General features: G+C 67.9%; 22 protein-coding genes. 7 read left to right on the plus strand and 15 right to left on the minus strand.

The window, feature by feature from the left end; all coding sequences use genetic code 11:
- Nucleotides 1–139 precede the first annotated feature (139 nt).
- Nucleotides 140–451: a DUF485 domain-containing protein gene (locus ACFZCE_RS18325; RefSeq protein WP_390941557.1), complete on the plus strand. Its 312-nt coding sequence runs from the start codon at nucleotides 140–142 to the stop codon at nucleotides 449–451.
- Complete coding sequence (locus ACFZCE_RS18330; protein ID WP_390941559.1) at nucleotides 448–2106, plus strand: cation/acetate symporter ActP; 1659 nt, start codon at nucleotides 448–450, stop codon at nucleotides 2104–2106. The genes ACFZCE_RS18325 and ACFZCE_RS18330 overlap by 4 nt, the downstream gene beginning before the upstream one ends.
- 64 nt (nucleotides 2107–2170) lie before the next feature.
- Here ACFZCE_RS18330 and ACFZCE_RS18335 read toward each other — a convergent pair whose 3' ends face one another.
- Nucleotides 2171–2323, minus strand: coding sequence for a DUF3309 family protein (locus ACFZCE_RS18335; protein WP_390941561.1), 153 nt, complete (start codon nucleotides 2321–2323; stop codon nucleotides 2171–2173).
- Between the two features lie 164 nt (nucleotides 2324–2487).
- On the opposite strand from ACFZCE_RS18335, the gene ACFZCE_RS18340 reads away from it, so the two are divergent.
- Entirely contained in the window at nucleotides 2488–2820 is a 333-nt protein-coding gene (locus tag ACFZCE_RS18340; protein WP_390941563.1) for a YnfA family protein, read from the plus strand.
- Here the strand turns inward: ACFZCE_RS18340 and ACFZCE_RS18345 are convergent.
- From ACFZCE_RS18345 to ACFZCE_RS18395, 11 genes are all read right to left on the minus strand, one after another.
- Entirely contained in the window at nucleotides 2807–4354 is a 1548-nt protein-coding gene (locus ACFZCE_RS18345; protein ID WP_390941565.1) for a diguanylate cyclase, read from the minus strand. The genes ACFZCE_RS18340 and ACFZCE_RS18345 overlap by 14 nt on opposite strands.
- Before the next feature lie 86 nt (nucleotides 4355–4440).
- Nucleotides 4441–5145, minus strand: coding sequence for an endonuclease (locus ACFZCE_RS18350; protein WP_390941567.1), 705 nt, complete (start codon nucleotides 5143–5145; stop codon nucleotides 4441–4443).
- On the minus strand, nucleotides 5138–5371 hold the full coding sequence (locus ACFZCE_RS18355) for a DUF1654 domain-containing protein (RefSeq protein WP_390941568.1): 234 nt from the start codon (nucleotides 5369–5371) through the stop codon (nucleotides 5138–5140). The genes ACFZCE_RS18350 and ACFZCE_RS18355 overlap by 8 nt, the downstream gene beginning before the upstream one ends.
- 250 nt (nucleotides 5372–5621) lie before the next feature.
- On the minus strand, nucleotides 5622–9287 hold the full coding sequence (locus ACFZCE_RS18360) for an AAA family ATPase (RefSeq protein ID WP_390941570.1): 3666 nt from the start codon (nucleotides 9285–9287) through the stop codon (nucleotides 5622–5624).
- The gene (locus ACFZCE_RS18365) at nucleotides 9284–10525 is read right to left on the minus strand and encodes an exonuclease SbcCD subunit D C-terminal domain-containing protein (protein ID WP_390941572.1); all 1242 of its coding nucleotides are present in this window, start codon (nucleotides 10523–10525) and stop codon (nucleotides 9284–9286) included. Before ACFZCE_RS18365 ends, ACFZCE_RS18360 begins: the two co-directional genes overlap by 4 nt.
- A gap of 15 nt (nucleotides 10526–10540) precedes the next feature.
- Entirely contained in the window at nucleotides 10541–12157 is a 1617-nt protein-coding gene (locus ACFZCE_RS18370; RefSeq protein ID WP_390941574.1) for a BatD family protein, read from the minus strand.
- On the minus strand, nucleotides 12154–13947 hold the full coding sequence (locus ACFZCE_RS18375; RefSeq protein ID WP_390941576.1) for a VWA domain-containing protein: 1794 nt from the start codon (nucleotides 13945–13947) through the stop codon (nucleotides 12154–12156). The genes ACFZCE_RS18370 and ACFZCE_RS18375 overlap by 4 nt, the downstream gene beginning before the upstream one ends.
- Complete coding sequence (locus ACFZCE_RS18380) at nucleotides 13944–14993, minus strand: VWA domain-containing protein (RefSeq protein ID WP_390941578.1); 1050 nt, start codon at nucleotides 14991–14993, stop codon at nucleotides 13944–13946. Before ACFZCE_RS18380 ends, ACFZCE_RS18375 begins: the two co-directional genes overlap by 4 nt.
- A complete protein-coding gene (locus ACFZCE_RS18385) occupies nucleotides 14986–15489 on the minus strand; it encodes a DUF4381 family protein (protein WP_390941580.1) in 504 nt (167 codons plus the stop codon). Before ACFZCE_RS18385 ends, ACFZCE_RS18380 begins: the two co-directional genes overlap by 8 nt.
- The gene (locus ACFZCE_RS18390) at nucleotides 15486–16430 is read right to left on the minus strand and encodes a DUF58 domain-containing protein (RefSeq protein WP_390941582.1); all 945 of its coding nucleotides are present in this window, start codon (nucleotides 16428–16430) and stop codon (nucleotides 15486–15488) included. The genes ACFZCE_RS18385 and ACFZCE_RS18390 overlap by 4 nt, the downstream gene beginning before the upstream one ends.
- Before the next feature lie 6 nt (nucleotides 16431–16436).
- The gene (locus ACFZCE_RS18395; protein ID WP_390941584.1) at nucleotides 16437–17396 is read right to left on the minus strand and encodes an AAA family ATPase; all 960 of its coding nucleotides are present in this window, start codon (nucleotides 17394–17396) and stop codon (nucleotides 16437–16439) included.
- 242 nt (nucleotides 17397–17638) lie between these two features.
- Between ACFZCE_RS18395 and ACFZCE_RS18400 the strand changes: the two genes are divergently transcribed.
- Nucleotides 17639–18544 carry an RHS repeat-associated core domain-containing protein gene (locus ACFZCE_RS18400; RefSeq protein WP_390941586.1) on the plus strand — a complete coding sequence of 302 codons (906 nt, stop codon included), beginning with the start codon at nucleotides 17639–17641 and terminating at the stop codon, nucleotides 18542–18544.
- Between the two features lie 2 nt (nucleotides 18545–18546).
- On the opposite strand, the gene ACFZCE_RS18405 is transcribed toward ACFZCE_RS18400, so the two are convergent.
- Nucleotides 18547–19401, minus strand: coding sequence for a universal stress protein (locus ACFZCE_RS18405; RefSeq protein ID WP_390941588.1), 855 nt, complete (start codon nucleotides 19399–19401; stop codon nucleotides 18547–18549).
- A gap of 81 nt (nucleotides 19402–19482) precedes the next feature.
- On the opposite strand from ACFZCE_RS18405, the gene ACFZCE_RS18410 reads away from it, so the two are divergent.
- A complete protein-coding gene (locus ACFZCE_RS18410; protein ID WP_390941590.1) occupies nucleotides 19483–20082 on the plus strand; it encodes a tRNA isopentenyl-2-thiomethyl-A-37 hydroxylase MiaE in 600 nt (199 codons plus the stop codon).
- 65 nt (nucleotides 20083–20147) lie between these two features.
- On the opposite strand, the gene vapC is transcribed toward ACFZCE_RS18410, so the two are convergent.
- Both vapC and vapB read right to left on the minus strand, forming a co-directional pair.
- Nucleotides 20148–20546 (minus strand): tRNA(fMet)-specific endonuclease VapC, encoded by a 399-nt coding sequence (gene vapC, locus ACFZCE_RS18415; protein ID WP_390941592.1) that lies wholly within the window; start codon nucleotides 20544–20546, stop codon nucleotides 20148–20150.
- Entirely contained in the window at nucleotides 20546–20776 is a 231-nt protein-coding gene (gene vapB / locus ACFZCE_RS18420) for a type II toxin-antitoxin system VapB family antitoxin (protein WP_390941594.1), read from the minus strand. Before vapB ends, vapC begins: the two co-directional genes overlap by 1 nt.
- A 252-nt stretch (nucleotides 20777–21028) precedes the next feature.
- Between vapB and ACFZCE_RS18425 the strand changes: the two genes are divergently transcribed.
- A complete protein-coding gene (locus ACFZCE_RS18425) occupies nucleotides 21029–21508 on the plus strand; it encodes a MarR family transcriptional regulator (protein WP_390941596.1) in 480 nt (159 codons plus the stop codon).
- Nucleotides 21505–22965, plus strand: coding sequence for an efflux transporter outer membrane subunit (locus tag ACFZCE_RS18430; protein WP_390941598.1), 1461 nt, complete (start codon nucleotides 21505–21507; stop codon nucleotides 22963–22965). Before ACFZCE_RS18425 ends, ACFZCE_RS18430 begins: the two co-directional genes overlap by 4 nt.
- Nucleotides 22966–22971 lie beyond the last annotated feature (6 nt).

The raw sequence follows: 22971 nt of genomic DNA on the forward strand, positions 1-22971 counted from the left end.
TCTAACTTGCCGCTTGCCCCCTTCCCTCCCCAAACGGGGAGGGCCTGCTCCCCCTACTACTAAAGTCGTCTTTTTTTGCCCCCGCGCACGCCTAAAGTGGAGCATGTTCCACCCCAACCGTGCTGCGGAGACAAAAACAATGAACGACAGCATCTACCTGGCCATCCAGGAAAACCCTCGCTTCAAGGAACTGGTGGCCAAGCGCGAACGCTTTGCCTGGATCCTGTCGGCGATCATGCTCGCCCTCTACTCGGCTTTCATCCTGCTCATCGCCTATGGCCCGCACGTGCTGGGGGCCAAGCTCAGCCCCGGTTCGGCGATCACCTGGGGCATTCCGATCGGGGTCGGCTTGATCCTCAGCGCCTTCGTGCTCACGGCCATCTACGTGCGCCGCGCCAATGGCGAATTCGATCAGCTCAACCAAGCCATCCTCAACGAGGTGAAGCCATGATCCGCCGCCTTGCAGTCGCGGCCGCGCTGGCCGCCGTAGCGCCCCTGGCCCTGGCCGCCGACGCCCTCACCGGGGCGGTACAGAAGCAACCCCTCAACGTGCCGGCGATCATCATGTTCGTCGCCTTCGTGGCGCTCACCCTGGGCATCACCTACTGGGCCTCCAAGCGTAACCGCTCGGCCGCCGACTACTACGCCGCCGGTGGGCGCATCACCGGCTTTCAGAACGGCCTGGCGATCGCCGGCGACTACATGTCGGCCGCCTCGTTTCTGGGCATCTCGGCGCTGGTGTTCGCCTCTGGCTACGACGGGCTGATCTACTCGATCGGCTTTCTGGTGGGCTGGCCGATCATTCTGTTCCTGATCGCCGAGCGCCTGCGCAACCTGGGCAAGTACACCTTCGCCGACGTGGCTTCGTACCGCCTCAAGCAGAAGGAAATCCGCACCCTGTCGGCCTGTGGCTCGCTGGTGGTGGTGGCCTTCTACCTGATCGCGCAGATGGTCGGCGCCGGCAAGCTGATCCAGTTGCTGTTTGGCCTCGACTACGGCATCGCGGTGGTGCTGGTGGGCATCCTGATGTGCCTGTACGTGCTGTTCGGCGGCATGCTGGCGACCACCTGGGTGCAGATCATCAAGGCGGTGCTGTTGCTGTCGGGCGCGTCGTTCATGGCGCTGATGGTGATGAAGTCGGTCAACTTCGACTTCAACATGCTGTTCTCCGAGGCGATCAAGGTGCACCCCAAAGGCGAGGCGATCATGAGCCCCGGCGGGCTGGTGAAAGACCCAATCTCGGCGTTCTCGCTGGGCCTGGCGCTGATGTTCGGCACTGCCGGCCTGCCGCACATCCTGATGCGCTTCTTCACCGTCAGCGACGCCAAGGAAGCCCGCAAGAGCGTGCTCTACGCCACCGGTTTCATCGGTTATTTCTACATCCTGACCTTCATCATCGGCTTTGGCGCGATCCTGTTGGTGAGCACCAACCCGGCCTTCAAGGACGCCGCCGGCGCGCTGATCGGCGGCAACAACATGGCCGCGGTGCACCTGGCCAACGCAGTGGGCGGCAGTGTGTTCCTGGGCTTTATCTCGGCGGTGGCGTTCGCCACCATCCTCGCGGTGGTGGCCGGGCTGACCCTGGCCGGCGCCTCGGCGGTGTCCCATGACCTCTACGCCAGCGTGATCAAGCAAGGCAAGGCCAACGAGAAGGATGAAATCCGCGTGTCGAAGATCACCACCATCGCCTTGGGCGTGGTGGCCATCGTGCTCGGCATCCTGTTCGAGAAGCAGAACATCGCCTTCATGGTCGGCCTGGCGTTCTCGATCGCCGCCAGCTGTAACTTCCCGGTGCTGCTGCTTTCGATGTACTGGAAGCGCCTGACCACCCGCGGGGCGATGATCGGCGGTTGGATGGGGTTGGTCACCGCGGTGGTGCTGATGATCCTCGGCCCGACCATCTGGGTGCAGATCATGGGCCACGAAAAACCGATCTACCCCTATGAATACCCAGCGTTGTTCTCGATGATCGTGGCCTTTGTGGGGATCTGGTTCTTCTCGGTCACCGATAAATCCACCGCCGCGGATAAAGAACGCGCGCTGTTCTTCCCACAGTTTGTGCGTTCGCAAACCGGGCTGGGTGCCAGTGGCGCGGTGAACCACTGACAGCGTTGCGCTTCAACTAAAAAACCCGCCGAGTTGGCGGGTTTTTTTATTCACGGTGAAGGCGTTATATCCTGCCCAGCAACAGCAGCACGAGCAGCACCACCAATACCACGCCGACGATACCCGATGGCCCGTAACCCCAGCTGCGGGAGTGGGGGAAAACCGGCAAGCCACCGATCAGAATTAGAATCAGGATGATGACCAGAATTGTGACCATGATAGGTTCCTTGGATGACCTTATTGGTTCGCACGCCTTTCACTCGTGCTTGTAATAACTGACTGGCCAACCTTTGAAAAAGTTTGAAAAAGGTTTAACCCCGAGCGGTTTTTTTTCGTGCCCGGTATGCTGGCGCGCTATCGGATAAAACGGGCGCATAGACCATGCTGAACTACCTTTGGTTCTTTCTCGCGGCAGTATTTGAAATCGCCGGTTGCTACAGTTTTTACCTGTGGCTGCGGCTGGGCAAAAGCGCCTGGTGGGTGCTGCCGGGGCTGCTCAGCCTGGTGGCCTTCGGGCTGTTGCTGACCCGGGTAGAGGCCGCTTACGCCGGCCGCGCCTATGCCGCCTATGGCGGGCTGTACATTGTTACCTCGCTGTTGTGGCTGGCGCTGGTGGAGAAGGTGCGCCCGGCCGGCAGCGACTGGCTTGGCGCGGCGCTGTGCGTGCTGGGCGCCAGCGTGGTGCTCTGGGGGCCGCGTTTCAGCGCGAATTGAGCGCGCGCACGGGCGGCACCGCGGCCTGCCAGCGGTTACGGCCCTGGTGCTTGGCCATGTACAAAAAGGCGTCGGCGGCCTTGATCATGCCTTCCGGGCTGGTGGCCTCGCCGGCCGGGGTGCTGACCGCCACCCCGGCGCTGGCGGTGACCACGCCTTCGCTGTGCTGGCGGTGCTCGATGCCCAGGCCCTGGATGGCCCGCAAGATCGCCTGCGCCACCTGCCCGGCGCCGTGGGCGTCGGTGCCGGGCAACAGCACCACGAACTCTTCCCCGCCGTAGCGCACGGCGAGGTCCGCCGGGCGCTTGAGCTGTTCAGCGATGGCCTGGGCGACCCGCCGCAGGCATTCGTCGCCGGCGGCGTGGCCGTAGCTGTCGTTGTAGCGCTTGAAGTGGTCCACATCGAGGATCACCAGCGCCAAGGGCCCGCCCTGGCGCTTGGCGCGGTCGATTTCCTGGGGCAGGGCGGTGTCGAGTTGGCGGCGGTTGCCCAGGCCGGTGAGGCTGTCGGTCAAGGCCATCGCCTGCACCCGTTGGTGGGCTTGGCGCAGTTGCGCCTCCATCACCCCGCGCTGGCGCAACTGGCCGAGCACGAGGGCGCCGAAGCCGGCCAGCCCGGCGGTGAGCACCAGCAGCACCAGGCCGGTTTTCAGCAGGTCATGGCGCCACGGCGCGATGATCGACTCGCGTGACAGCCCGGCCTCGACCACCAGCGGGTAGCTGCCCAGGGCGCGGTAGCCGTACAGCCGGTAGGTGCCGTCGACCACCGCCTTGACCTCGGCGACCCCTTGGCTGGCGCGCGGCAGGTAACGGGTGAAGATCTCGCTCTGGGCCAGGCTTTGGCCCAGCACCGCCGGGCTGTAGGGGCGCCGCACCAGGATCGTGCCGTCGCGCAGGGCGAGCACCAGCGCGCCACGGTCGTCGATCTTGAAGTCGCCGTAGTAGTCAACGAACCAGCTCACCCGGATGGTCCCCAGCAGCACCCCGGCAAAGCTGCCATCGGGGTTGTTCAGGCGCCGTGAGATGGGAATGATCGGCTCGCCAGTGGAGCGGCTGGTGACCACCGGCCCCACCCGCACGTTACGGTCGGTGTGGCTGCGGTGGTAGATGAAGTAATCACGGTCGGCATTGTTGGCGCTTTCCGGCGCGCTGTTTTTGTCGGTCACCACCCACTGGCCGTCGGGCCCGTAGATGAACAACCCGTGCAACTGCGGCATGATCCGCGCCTGTTGCACCATCAGGGCGTGGATGCGCGGCACGTTGAGGTTTTCCAGGCCGTCGCCTTCTACCCGTTCGGCCAGGCCGTCGGTGAGCACGTCGACCTGGCGGATCGCATCCTCGGCGTGCTGGGCGGTAGCCCGCGCCAGGTTGCTGACCGAATCCCGCGCCTGCTCGAAGGCATGCCGGTAATCGCGCCAGGCCCGCCAACCTTCGACCGCGCTGAAGGTCAGCAGCACCAGCAGCATGAACGCCAGCGCCAGGCGGAACACCGCTGGGGGCGTGCTGGCGAAGCGTGGGGTGGGGGCGTGGTCCATGGCGGCCTCTGGGGTGCCGGGCGGGTGCGCGGCCGTCTGCATTAAGAGCCCGCGCCACGGCTATCCGTTCCCGGCGAGTACGGCGTTTAACCTCGCCCGCAGCGCTTGAGGTCGACCGGCCCGACGAACTCGTTGCCGTGGCCCATCACGCAGGCCACCTGCTGGTTACGTGCCCGCTCCCAGCTTTCGACCGGGTAGGTTTTGTTCCAGGCTTGGTAGAGCTGGGCGTCTTGCTTGGACAGGCGCAAGTTGTAACGCTTGCTCATATAAAAGTAAGTGCGCGCGATCATCCCACGGATCGACGGGCGCGGCATCACCTTCTTGGCCTTGAAGTCGACTTGGGTCATGCAGGCGCCGTACTGGCCGTGTTTTTCCGGCAGCCAGCCGTAGCTGAAGTTGTTCCGGTCGCCGTTGACCTCGCCGATGCTCGGCACCAGGTTGAACAGGTCGGCCTCGGCGCGTTGGTAGATCGGATCACGGGCAGTGCAGTTCTTGCGCCCACCGCTTTGCCAGCACTGGCGCAGGTGGCCGATCTGCCAGGCCGGTACGATGTGCTCCCACTCCACCCGTTTGGCGCGGGTGGCGTTCTTGCGCGGGACGTAGCCACAACTGGCCAGGTCAACCTGCTTGCCACTGTACTTGCAGCCGCAGTAGAACTCGGTGGACTGCGGCGCGTAAAGCTTCCAGGCGACCTTCTTGGCCTCGCTGAAGGTGCGTGGCGCCTCGGCCTGGGCGGCCAGGGCAACCAGCAACAGGCCCAGCGGGGCGGCCTTCAACACACGCTCAATCATCGCGCTGCACCGTCCAGAACAACTGGATGCCGCCGTCGTCGCGCCAGGCCAGGGTAACGTTGTCGTTTTCGCTGATTTCATCGAGCATGCGCTGCCAGTCTTCCGGGCTTTCGTCGTCCTGGCGGAACAGCAGGGCGCTGCGGCGGGTTTGCGCGGCGGTGGAGTTGATGATCTTCTGCACGCGCTGGCCTAGCTGCGCGTAGCGGTCTGAGGGGGAGTCGTTCACGAAGGCGTGTCCTTATGTTGCTGTATGGAAATACAGTATTTGTCTGTAGGCCATTTTGCAACGGGTTGGCGGAAAACTTTCGCTCAGACCGTTAAATCGTTGATTTGCTGCGGGTTGGTGGGGTTTTTTATTTCAAGGCGGAGGGCCCTTCGCCCGGCACAGCCGGCCTCCCACCAGATTTGTGTAAGTCCTTGATTGACGAGGCAACACACAACCCGTGGGAGGCCGGCTGTGCCGGGCGAGGGGCCGGTCAGGCCAACGGCACCGGCACCGCGCCTACAGCTTCGACCACGCTCAGGCCGTTGCCTTGGCGGCGCACCTGGATCTGCACCGGGATGCGCTCGTGCATTTCCTGCACGTGGGAGATCACCGCCACCTTGCGCCCCTGGGCCTGCAGGCTGTCGAGGGCGTCCATGGCCAGTTGCAGCGACTCCGGGTCGAGGCTGCCGAAGCCCTCGTCGATGAACAGCGACTCGATCTTCAGCGTGCTCGAGGCCATCGACGCCAAGCCCAAGGCCAGCGCCAGTGAGACCAGGAAGGTTTCGCCGCCGGAGAGCGAGTGCACCGAGCGGGTTTCGTCGCCCATCTCGGTGTCGACCACCAGCAGCCCGAGCAGGCTGCCGCCGCGTTTGAGGCGGTAGCGCTTGACCAGTTGCCGCAGTTGCAGGTTGGCGTGCTGCACCAGCAGGTCGAGGTTGTAGGCCTGGGCGATCTTGCGGAAGCGGTCACCTTCGGCCGAGCCGATCAGCGCCGCCAGCCGGCCCCAGCGGTTGGCCTGTTCCTGAGCCTGTTCGGTGCGCGCCAGCAGCGCCTGGTGTTCGGCCTGGCGGCGCTGGTCGTCGAGTTGCCGCGCGCGCAGCGCGGCGCATTGCTGCTCGAGGGTTTCGAGGCTGGTCTGCAACTCGGCCAGTTGTGCCTGCAAGGCCTCCCGCGCCGGTGCGTTTGCGCCCTGGGCCTGGTGCGCCTGGCGGCGCTGGCTGCGCTCTTGCAGCAGCACCTGGGCCTGGGCCAGGGCGGTGTGGGCGGCTTGCTGGCGTTCACGCAGGCTGTGCAGTTGGGCATCGTCGCAGGCGAGCAGGCGGGCGAGGGTGGCATCGTCCAGCGCCGGGTGGCCGCTGCGCCATTGCGCCAGGCCTTCGGCCAACTGCCCAGCTTCGGCCTCGGCCTGTTGCAGCCGCGCGTGCAGGGCGTGCAGCTCACTGCCCAGGCGCACCACGTCGGTGTGCGCCGCCTGGTACTGCTCGCCGGCCTCGGCCAGGGCCTGGCGGGCAGCGCCCACGGCCTGCTCCAGCGCCTGTTGCCAGGCTTGGGCGCTGGCGTGCCCGGCCAACTGCTCGGCCAGGCGCGCGGCGCAGGCTTCGCGCTTGCCGTCGAGCGCGCTGAGTTGCGCCTGCTGGGCGGCGGCGGCCTGCTCGCGGGCTTCGTGCTGGCTGGCCAGCAGTTGCAGGCGTTCGCGGCGTTCGTTGTGCTCCTGTTGTTCGTCGTGCTGGCGGCGCAGGTGCTCAAGGCGCTCGCTGACGCGCTGGTCAAGGGCCATGAAGGCCTCGGCCGGCTGCGCGCGCAGCGCCTGCTGCTCGGCCTCCGGCAGGGATTGGGCGAAGCTGGCGAGTTCTTCGTCAAGGCGCAGGCGGTCTTGCTCCAGTTGCTTGTGCTGGTCGTCGAGCAGGCGTTGCGCGCCCTGGGCCGCCTGCTCGGCGGCTTGCAGTTGCTGCTGCAAGCGCCCGGCCTGTTGCTGGGCCTGCATCAGCTGTTGTTGTTGCTGTTCGTCGCCGGCGATCTGCTGCGCCAGGCGCTCGCGGCGTTGCACCAGGCGTTGGCCTTGTTCGGCGGGCGGCAGTTGCGCCAGGCGCGCGTACAGCGGCACCTGCTCAAGCTCCGCCTGGCTGGCGGCGCGTTGCTGGTGGAGGGGCTCTTCCTGTTCGCGCAGTTGCTTGATCTGCTCGATCAGCGCGCCCACCTCGGCGCGCAGTTCGGCCAGGCGGTTGGAGAAGCCCTCCACGGCCTGGCGCGCCTGTTGCTCTTCGAGCACGTCTTGCCCGGCCATCGCCGCCACCAGCGCGTCGGGCTGGTGCCAAGGGTGTTCGAGGCTGCCGCACACCGCGCAGGGTTCGCCGTCGCGCAGTTGCTGGCGCAGCGCTTCGACGCTGTTGTCGCGCGCCAGGCGCTGGCGTTCGAGCAGTTGCAGGGTGAGGTTCAGCGCGGCGTTGGCGGCTTCGTGCTGTGTGCGCACCGCCAGGCCTTCGCGGGTGCGGGCTTCGCGCTGCTCGCCGAGGCGCTGTTGCTGCTCGCCGAGGCTGGCCAGGCGCTGGTCGGTCTCGGCGACCTTCTGCCAGGCGCGCTCCAGCGCTTCGGTTTCGCGCAACTGCGCGCGGTTGTCGGCCAGCAGTTGGGTGAGCAATTGCAGGCGTTCGCCGAGTTCTTCGGGGCGGCCGTCGGCGGCGCGGTGCAGCTCGTCGAGGGCTTGGCGGGCCAGGCTGGCCTGTTCCGCGCTGTGCTCGGCGCCCTGGCGCAGGGCGGGCAGTTCCTGTTCGCCCTGGGCCAGCCGCGAGGCAAGCTGCAGGGTGCGCTGCAGGCGGTCGCGCTGCACCTCCCAACTGCCGGCCAGCGCTGCCAGCGCGGCGCTGCCGGCCAGTTGCTCGGCAATCGCCGCCAGTTGCCGTTCGGCCTGGGCTTGTTGCTCGCGCACGCCGGCCAGTTGCTCGGCGCTGCCGGCCAGGGCCTGGCTGGCTTGCGCTACCGCCTCGGCCAGCGGCGCGCGGTCGTGGTCGAGGGTGGCCAGCGCGTGGGTTTCATCGAAGGCCTGGCGCAACGCCGGGGCGGCGGCGTGCTGCGCCTGTTCGGCGGCGGCCAGTTGCGCCTGGCCGCTGGCCTGGGCCTGCTGCAGCCCGGCCAGCGCCTCGTTGCGCGCGGCCAGGGCGTGCTGGTGTTCGCTGTGCTGCCCGCTGAGCGCGGCGGCTTCGGCCTGGGCCGCCTGCTGGCGGGCGAACAGGTGGCGCTGCGGCGCCAGTTGTTCGAGCCAGGCGAGGTCCTGGCGTTCGCCGGCCAGGCTCTCCAGCTGGGCCTGGGCGGTGCTGGCCTGCTCGCCGGCCTGTTGCTCCAGCTCGGCCAGGCGGTCGGCCTCGAGGTACCACTGTTGCACTTGTTCGGCCAGGCGCTGCTGGGCCTGGGCCGCCTTCAGCGCCTCGCTGGCGCTGGCCAGTTCGGCGTTTAGCGCCAGCCGCGCCGGTTCGTCCAGCGGCGCCACGCCGCGGGCTTCGGTGTGCAGGGCTTCGAGGGCCTGGCGCGCGGCCTTGGCTTTGTCGAAGGCGCGCCGGCCCAGGCGGGTGTACAGCGCGGTGTCGGTGAGTTTTTCGAGCAGCTCGCTGCGCTCGTTGTCGTCGGCCTTGAGGAAGGCGCTGAAGTCGCTTTGCGCCAGCAGCACGGCGCGGGTGAACTGGGCGAAGTTCAGCCCCAGGCGCGCTTCGAGCAGGCTTTTGTACTCGCCCTTCTGGCTGGCCAACAGTTGGTTGGCGTCGAGGTCGGTGAGGCTTTGCCGGCTGTTTTGCAGCTTGCCATCGGCGCGGTCGCGGGCGCGGTTGGCTTCCCAGCGGGCGCGATAGCGGCGCCGGTCGATGCCGACGAAATCGACCTCGGCGTAGCCGGCGCCGGTGCCGCGGCGCAGCAGGGTACGCGGGTCTGCGGTGGCGATTTCGCCGTCGCCGTCGGGCACCTTGGCGCTGTTGGCGATGTCGCCCAGCCGTGGCACAGCGCCGAACAGGGCCAGGCACAGGGCGTCGAGCAGGGTGCTTTTACCGGCGCCGGTAGGCCCGGTGATGGCGAACAGGCCGGCGCTGGCCAGCGGCTCGGCGGTGAAGTCCAACTCCACCGGGCCGGCCAGCGAGGCGAGGTTCTTCAAACGGATGGCCAGGATTTTCATGCGTCTTCGTCCTCCAGCTGCACTTCCTGCAGCAGCAGGGCGAAATCATTCAGGGTTTGTGCGTCGGCCTCGTTGCCGTACTGGTCTTGCCAGGCGCGGGCGAAGAGGTCTTGCGGGGTCATCTGTTCCAGCTCGATCAGCACGCCGGCTTCTTCCTGGGCGCGGATGCCGCCCTGGTAGTCGGCGACGATGCGCACCAGCCGCGCGGCCTTGCCGAGCAAGGCGGCTTCGATCTGCTGGCGCAGGTCGGGTTGCGGCTGTTCGAGCAGCACCCGCACTTCGAGCCACGGCAGGTGGATTTCCTCGGCCAGCAGGCCAGGGGCCTCGAGGGCCTCGAGGGCGGCCAGTACCTGTTCGAGGCTGGCCGGGCCAACCCGCTTGAGGTCGACCGCGCGCGGCACGCGCAGGGCGTGAACGTCGACCAGCTTGCCTTTGCTGTCGAAGTCTACCTGGAGGATTTGATGCGGGTAGTCCACCTCGGAGAACGACAGCGGGATCGGCGAGCCGCTGTAGCGCAGGCGGAAGTCTGCGTTGACCCGCTGGGGCTTGTGCAGGTGGCCCAGCGCAACGTAGTCGATGCTGTTGTCGAACAGGCTGGCCGGCAGCGCTTCGGCGCTGCCGATCACCAGGCTGCGCTCGGAGTCGAGTGAGACGCTGCCGCCGGCCATGTGTGCGTGGCTGATGGCTACCAGCGCCTGGCCGCGGCCGCGCTTGGCGTTGGCGGCGGCGATCAGGTGTTCATGCACGCGGGCAATGCCGCCCAGGTAATCGTCGCCCAGGGCGCCGCCGGTCACCTCCGCCGGGCGCAGGAACGGCAGCGCCAGGCACCAGCCCAGCACCTTGCCGCGCTTGCCGGTGAGCGGGATCAACAGCCGCTCGGTGTCGAGCTCGCCGTCATCGAGCCACAGCACGCGGCCCAGCGCATGGGTGCGCAGGCTGCGCATCAGCGGCCCGGGCAGCTCGATGCGCGAGCCGGAGTCGTGGTTGCCGGCGATCATCACGATGGTCAGCGTGGGCAATTGCTCATGGGCGCTGACGATGAATTCGTAGAGGCGTTCCTGGGCCTTCAGCGGCGGGTTGACCGTGTCGAAGATGTCCCCTGCCACCAGCAGGGCGTCGGGGCGCAGTTCGACCACGCGGCCCAGCAGCCACTTGAGGAAGCAGGTGTGTTCGTAGTCACGGTCCTGGCCGTGCAAGGACTGGCCCAGGTGCCAGTCGGAGGTGTGCAGCAAACGCATGGGCTATCCGGAAACTTATTGAGGGTAGAGCGGCGGCAGGCTGTCGCCGCCATGCAGGCGGGCCCGCTCGCTGGCGGGGATGGTGCCGATCGCGCGCCACAGTTCATTGCCTTGCCAGTAACGGCCGGCTTCGCTGTAGAGGGCACCGTTGAGTTTGTCCAGGGCCTCGGACAGCGGCGCGTAGCGCGCCGCCATGTCGGCGAGGGTTTCAGGTTGCAGCCGGGCCCAGGCGTCGAGGGCCTGGCGCGCGGCCTGGGGCTCGCCGGCCTGGCAGGCGCGCTTGAGGTCTTCGAGCAGGGCGCGCGGGTCGGGCCCGGTCGGCGTGGCCTTGGCCACCGCCGGTTGGGTGCGGGCGCGCCACCACAGGCCAAAGCCGAGCAACGCCAGCGCCAGCGACAGCGCCGTGGCCAGTTGCCAAGGCCACAGCCGTGGCTGCGCCTGGGGTTGCTCGCCGGTGCCGGCCGGGGCCTGGGCCGGCGCCGGGGCCTCGGCCACTTGCAGGGTGCGCGCCGGCAGGCGGGTGTGTTCGAGGTGGTCTTCAAAGGTGTTCCACCACACCACGTCTACCGCCGGGACTTCCACCGCGCCGCTGCGGGTGGGCACCAGCGCCTCGCGCTCGGTGCGGCTGCCGATCAGCCCGCGCTCGCTGGCCTGGTTGGCCAGTTGTGGCTGGTCGGGGTAGCGCCGCAGGCCTTTGACCTCGGCCGTGGGCAGCGGCGGCAGTTGGCCGCTGGAGAGGCCTTCGGCCTTGAGCGTGACGGTGCGGGTGAGCGAGTCGCCGACCTGGGCCTGGTCGTCGTCCGGTGCCCAGCTGTCGGCCAGGCTCAGGCTGCGCGCCGGTAACCAGGGTTGGTCGGCCGGGTACAGCGCTGGCCGTGGGCGCACGGTGAAGGGGATCTGCGCCGAGCTCACCTGGGTCATCGCGCCAGGGTGGGGCTTGCCGCTGTCGTCCATCTGCACCGCGGTGGCGCTGAAGGTCACCGCCGGGATCAGCATCGCGCCGCTGCGCTGCGGGTAGATCGCGTAGCGGGTTTCGATCACCCCGTGGCGCACGCCGTTGATCAGCTTCTCGTAGGTGCGTGGCGGGCCGAGCTGCTCTACCCGGGCGTCGTCGAGCTGCAGGGCCGACACGCTGCTGTCGTCGTACAGGGCCACCGAGTGGTACACGTGCAGGGTGAGGATGGCCTGGGCCTGTACGTACAGGGTGTCGTTGTCCAGGCTGGCATCGATGAACACCGGCGCCAGGCTGCCGGCCGCCTCGCTGCCCGCGTTGGCCACCTGCAGCACGATCGGCTGGCTGTGCAGCTCGCCGAGGGTCAGCGCGGGGATGGTCAGGGTGCCGCGGGCCCGGGGCAGCAGGGTGATGATCCAGCGCGTGGTGCTGCGGCTGTCGTCGGCCAGCGACGCCAGGTGGTTGAGCTGGCGCGTGTCGCGCACCTCGAAGTCGCTGGCGAGCGGGGCCAGGTCGGGCTTGCCGAACTGGGTGGCGTCGTTGGTTTCGAGGGTGAGCTGCAGCGACTCGCCTTCGTTCAGGTGGGTGCGATCGACACTCGCCACCAACGCCGCGGCCTCGGCGGGCGGGGCCAGCCAGGCGAGCAGTGCGCAGAGGATGAGGGCGCGGGTGCGGATCATTGCGGGGTGTCCTGCATCTGTTGCTGTTCGTACCAGAATTTGCGGCGCAGCAATTCTGACGGATCGTCGGGGATCTGTCTCAACCATTGCTCCAGCGATTGCTGTTGTTCGGCGGCGCTGCCGGGCGAGTCGGTGCTGGCGGCGGGGCCTGGGCCCTGGCTGGGCGTGCTGGCCAGGCTGTCGCTGGCGCCGTTGCCGCCGTTACCTTGGCCGCTGGCCGGGCCGGGGCCGTCATCGCCGGGCTGGCCGCTGGCGCCAGGGGGGCCGTCATGGCCGGCCTGGGCGGGGGTGCCTTCGCCGCTGTTGGCGCTGGCACTGTCGCTGGCGCCGGGCTGGCCGCCGCTGGCGCTTGTGGTGGCGGGCGCGGCGGCTTGGGCTGTGGCCTCGGCGGCGGCCTTGGCCTGGGCGGCGGCGTCGCGCTGGGCAATCAACTGCTGCACCAGCGCGCGGTTCTGCCGGGCCGGGGCGAGGTCGGGCTGGCGGTCGAGGGCTTGGTCGTAGGCCTCCAGCGCTGCTTCCAGTTGCCCGGCGCGCGCCAGCGCGGTGGCGCGGTTGTAGTGGTCCACGGCGCTGTCGCCGCGGGCGAAGCGTTGGGCGGCGCCTTCGTAGTCGCCGGCTTCGAACAGTGCCACGCCTTCCCAGCGGTGGTCGGCAAAATGCCGCGCGGCTTCGGCCGGGCGGCCGCTGTCGAGCAGGCGCTGGCCTTGTTGGTCGGGGCGCAGCCAGAGGTCGCCCCAGGCGCCCGCCAACGCTGGCCGTGGGCTGAGCAACAGCAGCGGCAGCAGGCACAGCAGCCAGCCCCGGCGGGCGCCGAGGGCGGCCAGCAACAGCAGCGGCAGCAGCAGCCAATAACCTTGGTCGGCCCAGGCATCGAGGCGCTGGCCCTGGCTGGTGCTGCGCGCGCCGCGGGGGCTGTCGAACAGGCCGAGGCTGCGCAGGTCGTGGTCGTCGAGCCGGGCGTTCTGGAACTGGCCGTTGTGCGCCTGAGCGGCGCGCTCCAGCGCGGCTGGGTCTTGCCGTGGTACCAGGATCGCGCCCTGGGCGTCCTTGAGCAGCTCGCCGTTTTCCAGGGTGACCGCCGCGCCGGCGCCGCTGCCCAGGCCGAGCACCAGCAATGGCGGGCTTTGCCGGCCCAGCAGGTGGTCGATGCCGTCTTGCTCCTGGCGGCTGAGGGTGCTGCCCATCAGCAGCAACCGGCCTTGGCCCTGGCCGGCCTGGGCGAGCAGGTCGAGGGCCTTTTGCACGGCGAGGTCGGCGCGCTGGCCGGGCACCGGCATCAGCGAGGGCTTGAGCGCGTCGATCAGGTTGCTGGCGGTGGCCAGGTCATTGGACAGCGGCAGCAACACGTGGGCGCTGCCGGCATAGACGATGATCGCGGTCTGCGCCGCGCCGCGCTCGCGCAGCAGGTCGAGCAGCTTGCGCCGGGCCTGGCCGAGGCGGTTGGGTGGCACGTCGGCGGCGAGCATGTCGGGGGTGAGTTGCAGCAGCACCACCAGCGGGTCGGCCGGGCGCTGTTCGAGTTCATCCACCCGCTGCCAGCCGGGGCCGAGCAGGGCCAGCCAGGCCAGCGCCCAGCCCAGGCCCAGCAGCACCCACGGCAGGCGCCCGCCGCGGCCACGGCCACGGCCACTGCCGGCGGCCAGCAGCACCGGCTGGAAGGCCGCCGGCAGCAGGGTTTGCCAGCGCCCGCTGCGCTGGCCGCGGCGCCACAGGCGCACGAACAGCCACAGCAGCAGGGGCGCGGCCAGCAGCCAACCCAGGCGGAACCAATGCGGCCAACCGTCGTTCATCGGCGCCTCCGCAGGCGCAGTTGCTCACGCCACTGCGGGGCATGGGGCAAGGCCCGTTGCAGGTTGCGCTGCCACCAGTCGGCCAACGGCTGGCGCAGCGGCAGCAGGGTGCTGAGCAACAACGCCAAGGCCAGCGGCCAGGCGTACAGCTCGCGCACCGGGCGCGCACGGGTGGGTTGCTGCTTGACCGGTTCCAGTTCATCGAGGGTGGCGCCGATCGCTTGCAGCTCATCGCCGTTGCGCGCGCGGAAGTACTGCCCGCCGGTGGCCTGGGCGATGTCGCGCAGGGCCGGTTCGTCGAGGTCCAGGCTTGGGTTCAGGCCGAGTTGGCCGTCGCTGCCGGGGTCTGCGCCGATGCCGATGGTGTAGACGCGTACCTGTTCCTGGGCGGCCAGCCGCGCGGCGGTGGCGGGCGGCACCTGGCCGGCGTTGTTGGCGCCGTCGGTGACCAGGATCATCACCCGGCTTTGCGCCGGGCGCTCGCGCAGGCGCTTCAGGCCCAGGCCGATGGCGTCGCCAATGGCGGTGTTCTTGCCGGCCACGCCGATCCGCGCGTCGTCCAGCCAGGTGCGCACGGTGTGCCGGTCGAAGGTCAACGGCGCCTGCAGGTAGGCCTGCGAGCCAAACAGGATCAAGCCCAGGCGGTCACCCTGGCGGGCTTCGAGAAAGTCCCCGAGCAGGTGCTTGACCAAGGTCAGGCGGCTGACGTTATCGCCCTGCCACTGCATGTCGGGGTAGTCCATCGAGCCTGATACGTCCACCGCCACCAGCAGGTCGCGGCCGCTGGCCGGGATCGGCAACGGCGCGCCCAGCCACTGCGGGCGCGCGGCGGCGCTGAGCAGCAGCAGCCAGAGCAGCGCGAACGGCAGTTGCTGGCGCCAGGCCGGCAGGTTCAGCCGGGCCCGGCGCGAGCTGGAGCGCTCCAGCTCGGCCAGGAACGGCACCTGCAGCACCGGCTCGCCGTTGCCGGCCGGCGGCAGCAGCGCGCGCAGCACCCAGGGCAGCGGCAACAGCGCGAACAGCCAGGGCCAGGCGAGCTCAAACATGTTTGCGGATCCACACGGCCACGGCCTGGTTGAGGCCGTCGATGGCTTTGTCGTCGAGCTTGCACTCGGGCTTGTACACCCCCTCCACCAGCACCATCCAGCGGGTCAGGCCGGCGGCCGGGCAGCGGTTGTCGAGAAACGCCAGCCACTGGCGGCCATTGAGGGTGTGGCTGTTGGCACCGGGGTAATGGCTGCGGCACAAGCGCTTGAGCAGCGCGTTGAGCTGCTGCAGCCAGGCCCCGGCCGGGGCGCCGCCGTAAGGGCGGGCGAGCATTGCCAGTTCGATCAGCGCCTCGGTGCGCACTGGGTCTTGCCCGGCTTCCGGCTCGGGCTCCAGCACCGCCAGCGGCGCGGCCGGGCGCCATTGGCGCAGCCGCCACAGCAGCGCGGCGGCCGCCAGCACGCTGGCGGCCAGCAGCCACCAGCCCGGCGCCGGCGGCCAGGCGCTGACCGGCGCCGGCGGAATCAACGGCTGCAATTGCAGGATGCTGCTCATGGCGCCGGGCTCGGGCGTTGTGGGTTGAGGTAGTCGCGCAGTTGGTCGATCGGGTCGCGCGCGGTCGACAGCGGCATCATCAGGATGCCGAATTGCCCGGCCAGCCGTGCCCAGCGCTGTTGGCGCTGTTGCGCCTGGGCGGCATAGGCCTGGCGCACCTCGGCGCGGCCGGTGTCGACTTCCAGTTGCCGCGCGCCCTGGCCGAAGCGCAACACCCCGGCGGCCGGCAGGGCATGGTCGAGGGGGTCGCTGATCGGCAGCAGCAGCAGGTCGCAATGCCGTGCCAGCAGGCTCAGTTGCTGCTCGGCGGTGCGCTCCAGGGCGCGCTCGTCGCACAGCACCACCGCCAGGCTGCCCGGGCGCAGCACTTCGCGCGCCCGGCGCAGGGCAGCGCCGAGGGTGCCGGGCTCGGGGGCGGCCTGGGTGCTGAGCGACTGGTTCACCGTGACCAGCCGGTTGAGCAACTGCAGCAGGCTTTGCTTGCTGCGCCGGGGCTTGATCTCGTAATGCTCGCGGTCGCCGTATACCAGCCCGCCGACCCGGTCGTTGTGCTCCAGCGTCGCCCAGCCCACCAGCGCCGCCACCTGGGCGGCCAGCGCCGCCTTGAAGCACAGCCCGCTGCCGAAGAACAACTGCCGGCTTTGCTCCACCAGCAGGAACACCGGGCGCTCGCGCTCTTCATGGAACAGCTTGGTATGGGGCTCTTGGGTGCGCGCGGTCACCCGCCAGTCGATGTTGCGCACGTCGTCGCCGGCCTGGTACACCCGCACCTGGTCGAAGTCCACCCCGCGCCCGCGCAGCCGCGAGTGGTGCAGGCCCACCAGCGGGCTGCGCTGGCCGGGCTTGGAGAACAGCTGCACCTCGCGCACGCGGTGGCGCATCTCGATCAGTTCGGCGAGGCTGACGCCGATCCCCGGTGGGTGCTGTAGCGAGGTGGGCATAGGGCCTCAGGCAACCGCGACGACGTCGAGGATGCGCTGGATCACCCGGTCCTGGTCAACCCCGGCGGCCTCGGCCTCGAAGGAGAGGATCACCCGGTGGCGCAGCACGTCGAAGATCATCGCCTGGATGTCTTCGGGGCTGACGAAATCACGCCCGGCCAGCCACGCATGGGCCCGCGCGCAGCGGTCCAGGGCGATCGAGCCGCGCGGGCTGGCGCCATAGGCCAGCCACTCGGCCAACTCGGCGTCGTAGCGCGCCGGGGTGCGGGTGGCCATTACCAGTTGCACCAGGTATTCCTCCACCGCATCGGCCATGTACAGGCCGAGGATCTCCTTGCGCGCGGCAAAGATTGCCTGCTGGGTCACCCGCCGGGTCGGTTTGACCTCGCCGCCCAGGGCTTCGCCGCGGGCCTGCTGGAGGATGCGCCGCTCTACATGGGCTTCGGGGAAGCCGATCTTCACGTGCATCAGGAAGCGGTCGAGCTGCGCCTCGGGCAGCGGGTAGGTGCCTTCCTGCTCGATCGGGTTTTGCGTGGCCATCACCAGGAACAGCGGCGACAGGTCGTAGGTGCTGCGGCCCACGCTGACCTGGCGCTCGGCCATGGCCTCGAGCAACGCCGACTGCACCTTGGCCGGGGCGCGGTTGATTTCGTCGGCCAGCACCAGGTTGTGGAAGATCGGCCCCTGCTGGAACACGAAGCTGCCGGTTTCCGGGCGGTAGATCTCGGTGCCGGTGATGTCGGCCGGCAGTAGGTCAGGGGTGAACTGAATGCGGTGGAACTGCGCTTCGATGCCCTCGGCGAGTTCTTTGATGGCCCGGGTTTTCGCCAGCCCCGGCGCCCCTTCGACGAGCATATGGCCGTCGGCCAGCAGCACGATCAGCAAGCGATCGATGAGCTTGTCCTGGCCGTGGATCTGGGTGGCCAAGAAGGTGCGCAGCGCATTGAGCGCTTCACGGTGTTCCATAGGGCTGAGTTCCTGAAAGGCGCCGGGCCGCCGGGTAGGGGCGGGGGGCCATTATGGTAATGCATAAGGGGGGTGGGTGTCGTGGTGGGCGTGGGGGCGCAATCGCGCTTGGCCTGGCTGCCCTGGGTGGGGCGCGTGTTTTGCTGGATAGTGGCTATTTAAGTGCTAGCAGTTTTACCAGGGTGACTTTCCGCGGCCCGCTTGAGAGGGTAACCCCATAACCTCCTGAGGAGTGCTCAGACATGCTGCTGGCGACTGACGCGTTACAGACCCCGCATGTGGCGTTGGCGGGTGGCGAGGCTGCGGCCAGCCCCGGCACACCCTGGGGCCACGGTTTCACCCTGCTTCGGCCCGGGTTTCAAGGGGGCTACCTGGAACCTTGCGGCGGTTACCTGCTGGGGCATGGCTACCGGCTTTATCTTCCTCGCCTGGGGCGCTTTAACCGGCCGGATAGCCTCAGCCCGTTCGGGCGAGGGGGAGGCAATGCCTATGCGTTTTGCCAGGGCGACCCGGTGAACCATGCCGACCCCAGCGGCCATGTAAAGTTATCTGCCGCTTTTTTGAAGGCTCAGGCTATTTTCGGCCAGGCCGCCAAGGCCAAGCCGACGCTGGTGAACATCGGGGACGACGTGTTCTCTCTGATCAAGGGCCATCTGGATGACGCCGCTGTGATGAACTTGAGCGCTACCTCACGCGGCCTCAGCTCAAGACTGGCCCGGGAACGCAGTGTGGTTATCGGCCGGGCCATCGCGCGTGACCAAGCCTGGACCAACCTTGCGGTGCGCCACGGGCACAACTATTTGGAACCCTTCGACGTTGGCCAGAGCGAGATGTACTCACCCTTAGGCCAGATGTACGCTTCACGCGCTTGGGCCGTAGCGCCCGAGGAGGTGGCGGCAGCACAGTTTTTCACTGGCCTTGACGGAGTCGGGCTCAGGACTCTGCACTCTAGGCGCAACCTGCAAGGGCCTTTGCCCGCCAATTACGTAGCGATGCAGCAGGCGGTATCGCACCTGCGTGCGCGGTCGCCAGGCATAGCAGGCTTGGGCTTCGATGAGCAACTTGAATCACTGCGGCCGGGGCTGAGGCGGCGCGACCTTTGGGAGAGAATCCCCCCGCGACAAGGGCGGCAGTCGCTAAACGCGTAGGCTCAAGCCCCGCGCAACAACTCCACCAGGTGCCCACTGATAGCCTCGGTCTTGAGCACCAGCACGTCGCTTTCAAGGCTATCGAGCACCGCCTCGGCGGTGTTGCCGATCAGCGCCCCGGCGATCCCGTGGCGGGCGACGGTGCCGATCACCGTGACCACCGCCTGCAACTGGCTGGCGACCAGGGGGATCAACGCATCGGCCGGGCCGTGAGCGATGTGCAGGGCGGCGTCGTGGATGTCGAAGTGTTCCTGCAGGCTGGCGTAGCGCTCGCGGTACAGTTCGGGCACTTCCCCAGGGGTTTGAAACGCCACGTTCGGCGCCAGTGCCGGGGCAGGGTGGGCGCTGACCACGTGCAGCGCGCCCTTGGCCAGTTCGGCGATCTGGAAGGCTTGGTCGATGATCTGTTCCTGCAGCTCGCGGTGGGTGCTGTCGGGGTTGCCGATGTCTACCGCCGCCAGCACCACGCCCTCGGCCCAGCGGCGTTCGTGCTTGACCATCAACACCGCGCTGGGGCAGTAGCGCAGCAGCTTCCAGTCTTCGGGGGCGAGCAGTTTCAGCGGGCCATCGGGCAGGTGCTGCTTGATCACCAGGTCGCAGCCTTCGGCTTGCTGCACGGCGATGATGGTCTGGTGCAGGCTGCCTTCCCAGGCTTGCTCGGCGCTGACGCTGTGGCCTTCGTCGGCCAATTGGGCCTTGAGCCCGGTGAGCAGCGCGGTGCGGTCCTGGCTGCGGTCGCAGAGCAGCAGGTGCATGTGCGCGCAGGTGACCTTGGCGATCAGCCGCGCCCGGTGCAGCGCCAGGCTGTGGGCCTGCTCGCCGCCCAGTACCACCAACAAACGCCCGATGTCGTACATGGCCGTGCCCTCGGTTGCAAACCCTATCAGCGTAGCCGCTGCGCCGGTATAATCCGCGGTTTTTTCCAGCCAGAGATGGCCATGCTCTCAGAGATTCATGCGTTTCTCGGTTGCCGCACGCCGCAGGCCTGGGTGCAAGCCGCCCTGGCCGACCAGGCGACGATGCTGATCGACCACAAAAACTGCGAATTCAAGGCCGCGGCCACCGCCATGAGCCTGATCGCCAAGTACAACGGCCACCTCGACCTGGTCAACATGATGTCGCGCCTGGCCCGCGAGGAATTGGTGCACCACGAGCAGGTGCTGCGCTTGATCAAGCGCCGCAAGGTCGAGCTGGTGCCGTTGTCGGCCGGGCGCTACGCCTCGGGCCTGCGCAAGCTGGTGCGCGCCCACGAGCCGGTCAAGCTGGTCGACACGCTGGTGGTCGGCGCGTTCATCGAGGCGCGCAGTTGCGAGCGCTTCGAAGCGCTGGTGCCGCACCTGGACGAAGACCTCGGCACGTTCTACCACGGCCTGCTCAAGAGCGAGGCCCGGCATTACCAGGGTTACCTGAAGCTCGCCCACCAGTACGGCGACGCCGCCGACATCGCCCGCACGGTGGAAAAGGTGCGGGTGGCCGAGGCGGAATTGATCGAAACGGCGGATACCGAGTTCAGGTTTCACAGTGGGGTGCCCGCCTAGCGGGAGGGGGAAGCGGTAAGTGGCAAGTTGAGAGCGACCTTATCGCGCCTGTGCCAGGTGGCTATTCAAACCCAGTCCTCTACTCTCAGCCCTGGAACCCGGTCGAATTCCCGGCGGTTATTCGTGACCAGGACCATGCCCCGCGATCGTGCATGGCCCGCTATCATCTGGTCGAAAGGGCCAATCGGTGTGCCCGCTCTGACGAGCTCCGCGCGTAGCTGGGCCGTATGCGCCGCGCCGTCCTGGCAGTAATTCAGCACTTCGAGCCGGGCGGCGAAGCCTTCGACTTCTGCAAGGTTTCTGCCCGGCGCCGCCGACTTCTCCGCGCCATAAAGAAGCTCCATCAGCGTAATCGAGCTGATGCACATTTGCCCGGAGTGGCGTTTGAATGCCTGCCGAACCTGTTCAGGCCGGTTTTTGATCGTGAAAATGCAGATGTTTGTATCAAGCATGTACCTGATCATCAGAACGCCTCACGTACCTGCTCCGCTGGCTGCTCTCGCTCAGCCATGAAGTCTTCGCTGACACCTTCTCCGTCGAACCAGCTGTCCCAACTTTCGCCAGCCGGGCTGATCAGCCTGGAGCGCCCGAGGGTGATCACATCCACCCGTTTTACGTCATCGGGTAGTGCGGCAGCCTTGGGTAAACGTACCGCTTGGCTGCGATTGCTCATAAATACAGAGCCCTGCTCCATGATCCAATGCCTCTTTGAAGGGGATGGCGTTAGGTTAGGTGGATTGTGGGATATGTCAATGGGATATGGTTCTGGCGACCAGTGCTGACTAGCAAGCTCAAAGCCTCCGCAAGCCCCAGGGTGTAACCACTCTCGGGCTTTCGCATTTCTTGCAACTTGCCGCTTGCCCCTTACCTCTGCCTTGACATTCACTGCCTAAGCAGTAATATCTTGTAACACTCCCTGCCTAAGCAGCCATTGCCAAGCTAACCAATGCCTCACTTTACCCGCGAAACCTTTTACGACACCCAGATCGGCATGCTGATCGGCCGTAGCGCGATCCTCAAGGACCGCGTGCTCGACAAGCACCTCGAAGAGTTTGGCGTGACCGCCGCGCAGTTCAAGGTGCTGATCATCGTCGCCCGCTGGGACGTGCATTCACCGGCCGAGTTGTGCCGCCACATCGCCCTCGACAGCGGGTCGATGACGCGCATGCTCGACCGCCTGGAGCAAAAGGGCCTGATCGAGCGCCAGCGCAGCGCCGCCGACCGCCGCCAGGTGAAGATCGAGCTGAGCGAGGCCGGGCAGCAGTTGGCCGACCGCTTCCCGGAAGTGGGCGCCAAGGCCATGAACGAGCTGGTCGGCGTGCTGGAAGGCGCCGAGCTGGATGAACTGGAACGCATTCTTCGAAAAATACTGACCCATGCCGGCGACCCAATGGTCTGCTGGTACCCAGGTGTAAACGAGAAATGAACTTGCCTGCCGCGTTACTCCGTTTTGCCCCGCTGTACATGGCCGTCGCGCTGGGTGGTTGCGCCAGCTTCGAAGGCTTGCACACCAGCGGCCACAGCACTGACCCGGCCAGCCTGAAGGCCGGGCAAACCCTGCAAGGGGTGACCCTCAGCCCGGCGGCCTGGCCTCGGGAAGACTGGTGGGTAGCCCTGGGCGACCCGCAACTCGATGGCCTGGTGCGTGAAGCGCTGCGCGACAACCCCGATATGCAGGTGGCCAGCGCCCGCGCGCACCAGGCGGTCGCGGCCGCCGCCGCGGCGAATGCCGAGCGCATGCCGCAGGTGAACGCCGACGCCGGGGTGACCCGCTCGCGCATCTCCCGCTACCAGGACCCACTGGGCCAGGGCGACGCCTATGGCACGTTGCGCTCGGCCGAGCTGACCTTCAGCTACACCTTCGACCTTTGGGGTGGCCAGCGCGCCGCCTGGGAAGCCGCCCTGGGCCAGGCCCGCGCCGCCGAGGTCGACCGCCAGGCGGCGCGCCTGACCCTGGCCGCCGACGTGGCCCGGGCCTACAGCAACCTGGCCGAGGCCTATGTGGTCGACGACCTCGCCCAGGATGACCTGCAGCGTACCGGGCAGATGCTCAAGCTGGGCCAGCAGCGTTTGGCCTCGGGCATCGACAGCCAGTACCAGTTGCAGCAAACCCAGGCCCTGCAGGCCACCTCCCAGGCCCAGGCGGTGAACGCCCAGCAGCAACTGCGCAGCGCGCGCATTGCCCTGGCGGTGCTGCTCGGTAAAGGCCCGGACCGCGCCGGCGAGATCGCCCGGCCGAAGGTGCTGCAGCCGGCGGCGGTGCAACTGCCGTCGGCGCTGCCGGCCGACCTGCTGGGCCGCCGCCCTGACCTGATCGCCGCCAAATGGCGGGTCGAGGCGGCCAGCAAAGACATCGCCGCGGCGAAAACCCGCTTTTACCCGAACCTGAACCTCAGCGCCGCCGCCGGTACCCAGTCGCTGCTCGGCGATGCGCTGTTCGGCAGCGCCAGCAAGTTCTGGAACGTCGGCCCGGCGGTGTCGCTGCCGATTTTCGACGGCGGCCGCCTGCGCGCCGGGCTCGATGCCCGCGACGCCGACTACGACCTGGCCGTGGCCCAGTACAACAAAGCGCTGAACCAGGCGCTGGGCGATGTGAGCGATGCGATCAACCAGCTCGACGGCCTGAACCAGCGGATCGCCGCCCAGGCCCACGCTGCCGAGGTGTCGCAGCGCTCGTTCGACACCGCCAGCCAGCGCTATGCCAGCGGCATCGGCAGTTATGTAGACGTACTCACGGTGGAGCAGCAACTGCTGCAAGCCCAGCAGCAGCTGGCCACCCTCAACGCCCAGCGTATCGACACTTCGATCCAATTGATGCAGGCCCTGGGGGGCGGCTTCCAGGCCGAACGCCTCGCCGCCGCCAGCGCCCCAGACAACCTCTAAGGTAGA

The sequence above is a fragment of the Pseudomonas sp. NPDC007930 genome (genome assembly GCF_042958985.1).
Taxonomy (GTDB): domain Bacteria; phylum Pseudomonadota; class Gammaproteobacteria; order Pseudomonadales; family Pseudomonadaceae; genus Aquipseudomonas.

What these genes read in the sequence shown, in the direction of transcription:
- ACFZCE_RS18325 (WP_390941557.1), top strand. Translation starts at nt 140, where the DNA reads ATGAACGACAGCATCTACCTGGCCATCCAGGAAAACCCTCGCTTCAAG.
- ACFZCE_RS18330 (WP_390941559.1), top strand. Translation starts at nt 448, where the DNA reads ATGATCCGCCGCCTTGCAGTCGCGGCCGCGCTGGCCGCCGTAGCGCCC.
- ACFZCE_RS18335 (WP_390941561.1), bottom strand. Translation starts at nt 2,323, where the DNA reads ATGGTCACAATTCTGGTCATCATCCTGATTCTAATTCTGATCGGTGGC.
- ACFZCE_RS18340 (WP_390941563.1), top strand. Translation starts at nt 2,488, where the DNA reads ATGCTGAACTACCTTTGGTTCTTTCTCGCGGCAGTATTTGAAATCGCC.
- ACFZCE_RS18345 (WP_390941565.1), bottom strand. Translation starts at nt 4,354, where the DNA reads ATGGACCACGCCCCCACCCCACGCTTCGCCAGCACGCCCCCAGCGGTG.
- ACFZCE_RS18350 (WP_390941567.1), bottom strand. Translation starts at nt 5,145, where the DNA reads ATGATTGAGCGTGTGTTGAAGGCCGCCCCGCTGGGCCTGTTGCTGGTT.
- ACFZCE_RS18360 (WP_390941570.1), bottom strand. Translation starts at nt 9,287, where the DNA reads ATGAAAATCCTGGCCATCCGTTTGAAGAACCTCGCCTCGCTGGCCGGC.
- ACFZCE_RS18365 (WP_390941572.1), bottom strand. Translation starts at nt 10,525, where the DNA reads ATGCGTTTGCTGCACACCTCCGACTGGCACCTGGGCCAGTCCTTGCAC.
- ACFZCE_RS18370 (WP_390941574.1), bottom strand. Translation starts at nt 12,157, where the DNA reads ATGATCCGCACCCGCGCCCTCATCCTCTGCGCACTGCTCGCCTGGCTG.
- ACFZCE_RS18375 (WP_390941576.1), bottom strand. Translation starts at nt 13,947, where the DNA reads ATGAACGACGGTTGGCCGCATTGGTTCCGCCTGGGTTGGCTGCTGGCC.
- ACFZCE_RS18380 (WP_390941578.1), bottom strand. Translation starts at nt 14,993, where the DNA reads ATGTTTGAGCTCGCCTGGCCCTGGCTGTTCGCGCTGTTGCCGCTGCCC.
- ACFZCE_RS18385 (WP_390941580.1), bottom strand. Translation starts at nt 15,489, where the DNA reads ATGAGCAGCATCCTGCAATTGCAGCCGTTGATTCCGCCGGCGCCGGTC.
- ACFZCE_RS18390 (WP_390941582.1), bottom strand. Translation starts at nt 16,430, where the DNA reads ATGCCCACCTCGCTACAGCACCCACCGGGGATCGGCGTCAGCCTCGCC.
- ACFZCE_RS18395 (WP_390941584.1), bottom strand. Translation starts at nt 17,396, where the DNA reads ATGGAACACCGTGAAGCGCTCAATGCGCTGCGCACCTTCTTGGCCACC.
- ACFZCE_RS18400 (WP_390941586.1), top strand. Translation starts at nt 17,639, where the DNA reads ATGCTGCTGGCGACTGACGCGTTACAGACCCCGCATGTGGCGTTGGCG.
- ACFZCE_RS18405 (WP_390941588.1), bottom strand. Translation starts at nt 19,401, where the DNA reads ATGTACGACATCGGGCGTTTGTTGGTGGTACTGGGCGGCGAGCAGGCC.
- ACFZCE_RS18410 (WP_390941590.1), top strand. Translation starts at nt 19,483, where the DNA reads ATGCTCTCAGAGATTCATGCGTTTCTCGGTTGCCGCACGCCGCAGGCC.
- vapC (WP_390941592.1), bottom strand. Translation starts at nt 20,546, where the DNA reads ATGATCAGGTACATGCTTGATACAAACATCTGCATTTTCACGATCAAA.
- vapB (WP_390941594.1), bottom strand. Translation starts at nt 20,776, where the DNA reads ATGGAGCAGGGCTCTGTATTTATGAGCAATCGCAGCCAAGCGGTACGT.
- ACFZCE_RS18425 (WP_390941596.1), top strand. Translation starts at nt 21,029, where the DNA reads ATGCCTCACTTTACCCGCGAAACCTTTTACGACACCCAGATCGGCATG.
- ACFZCE_RS18430 (WP_390941598.1), top strand. Translation starts at nt 21,505, where the DNA reads ATGAACTTGCCTGCCGCGTTACTCCGTTTTGCCCCGCTGTACATGGCC.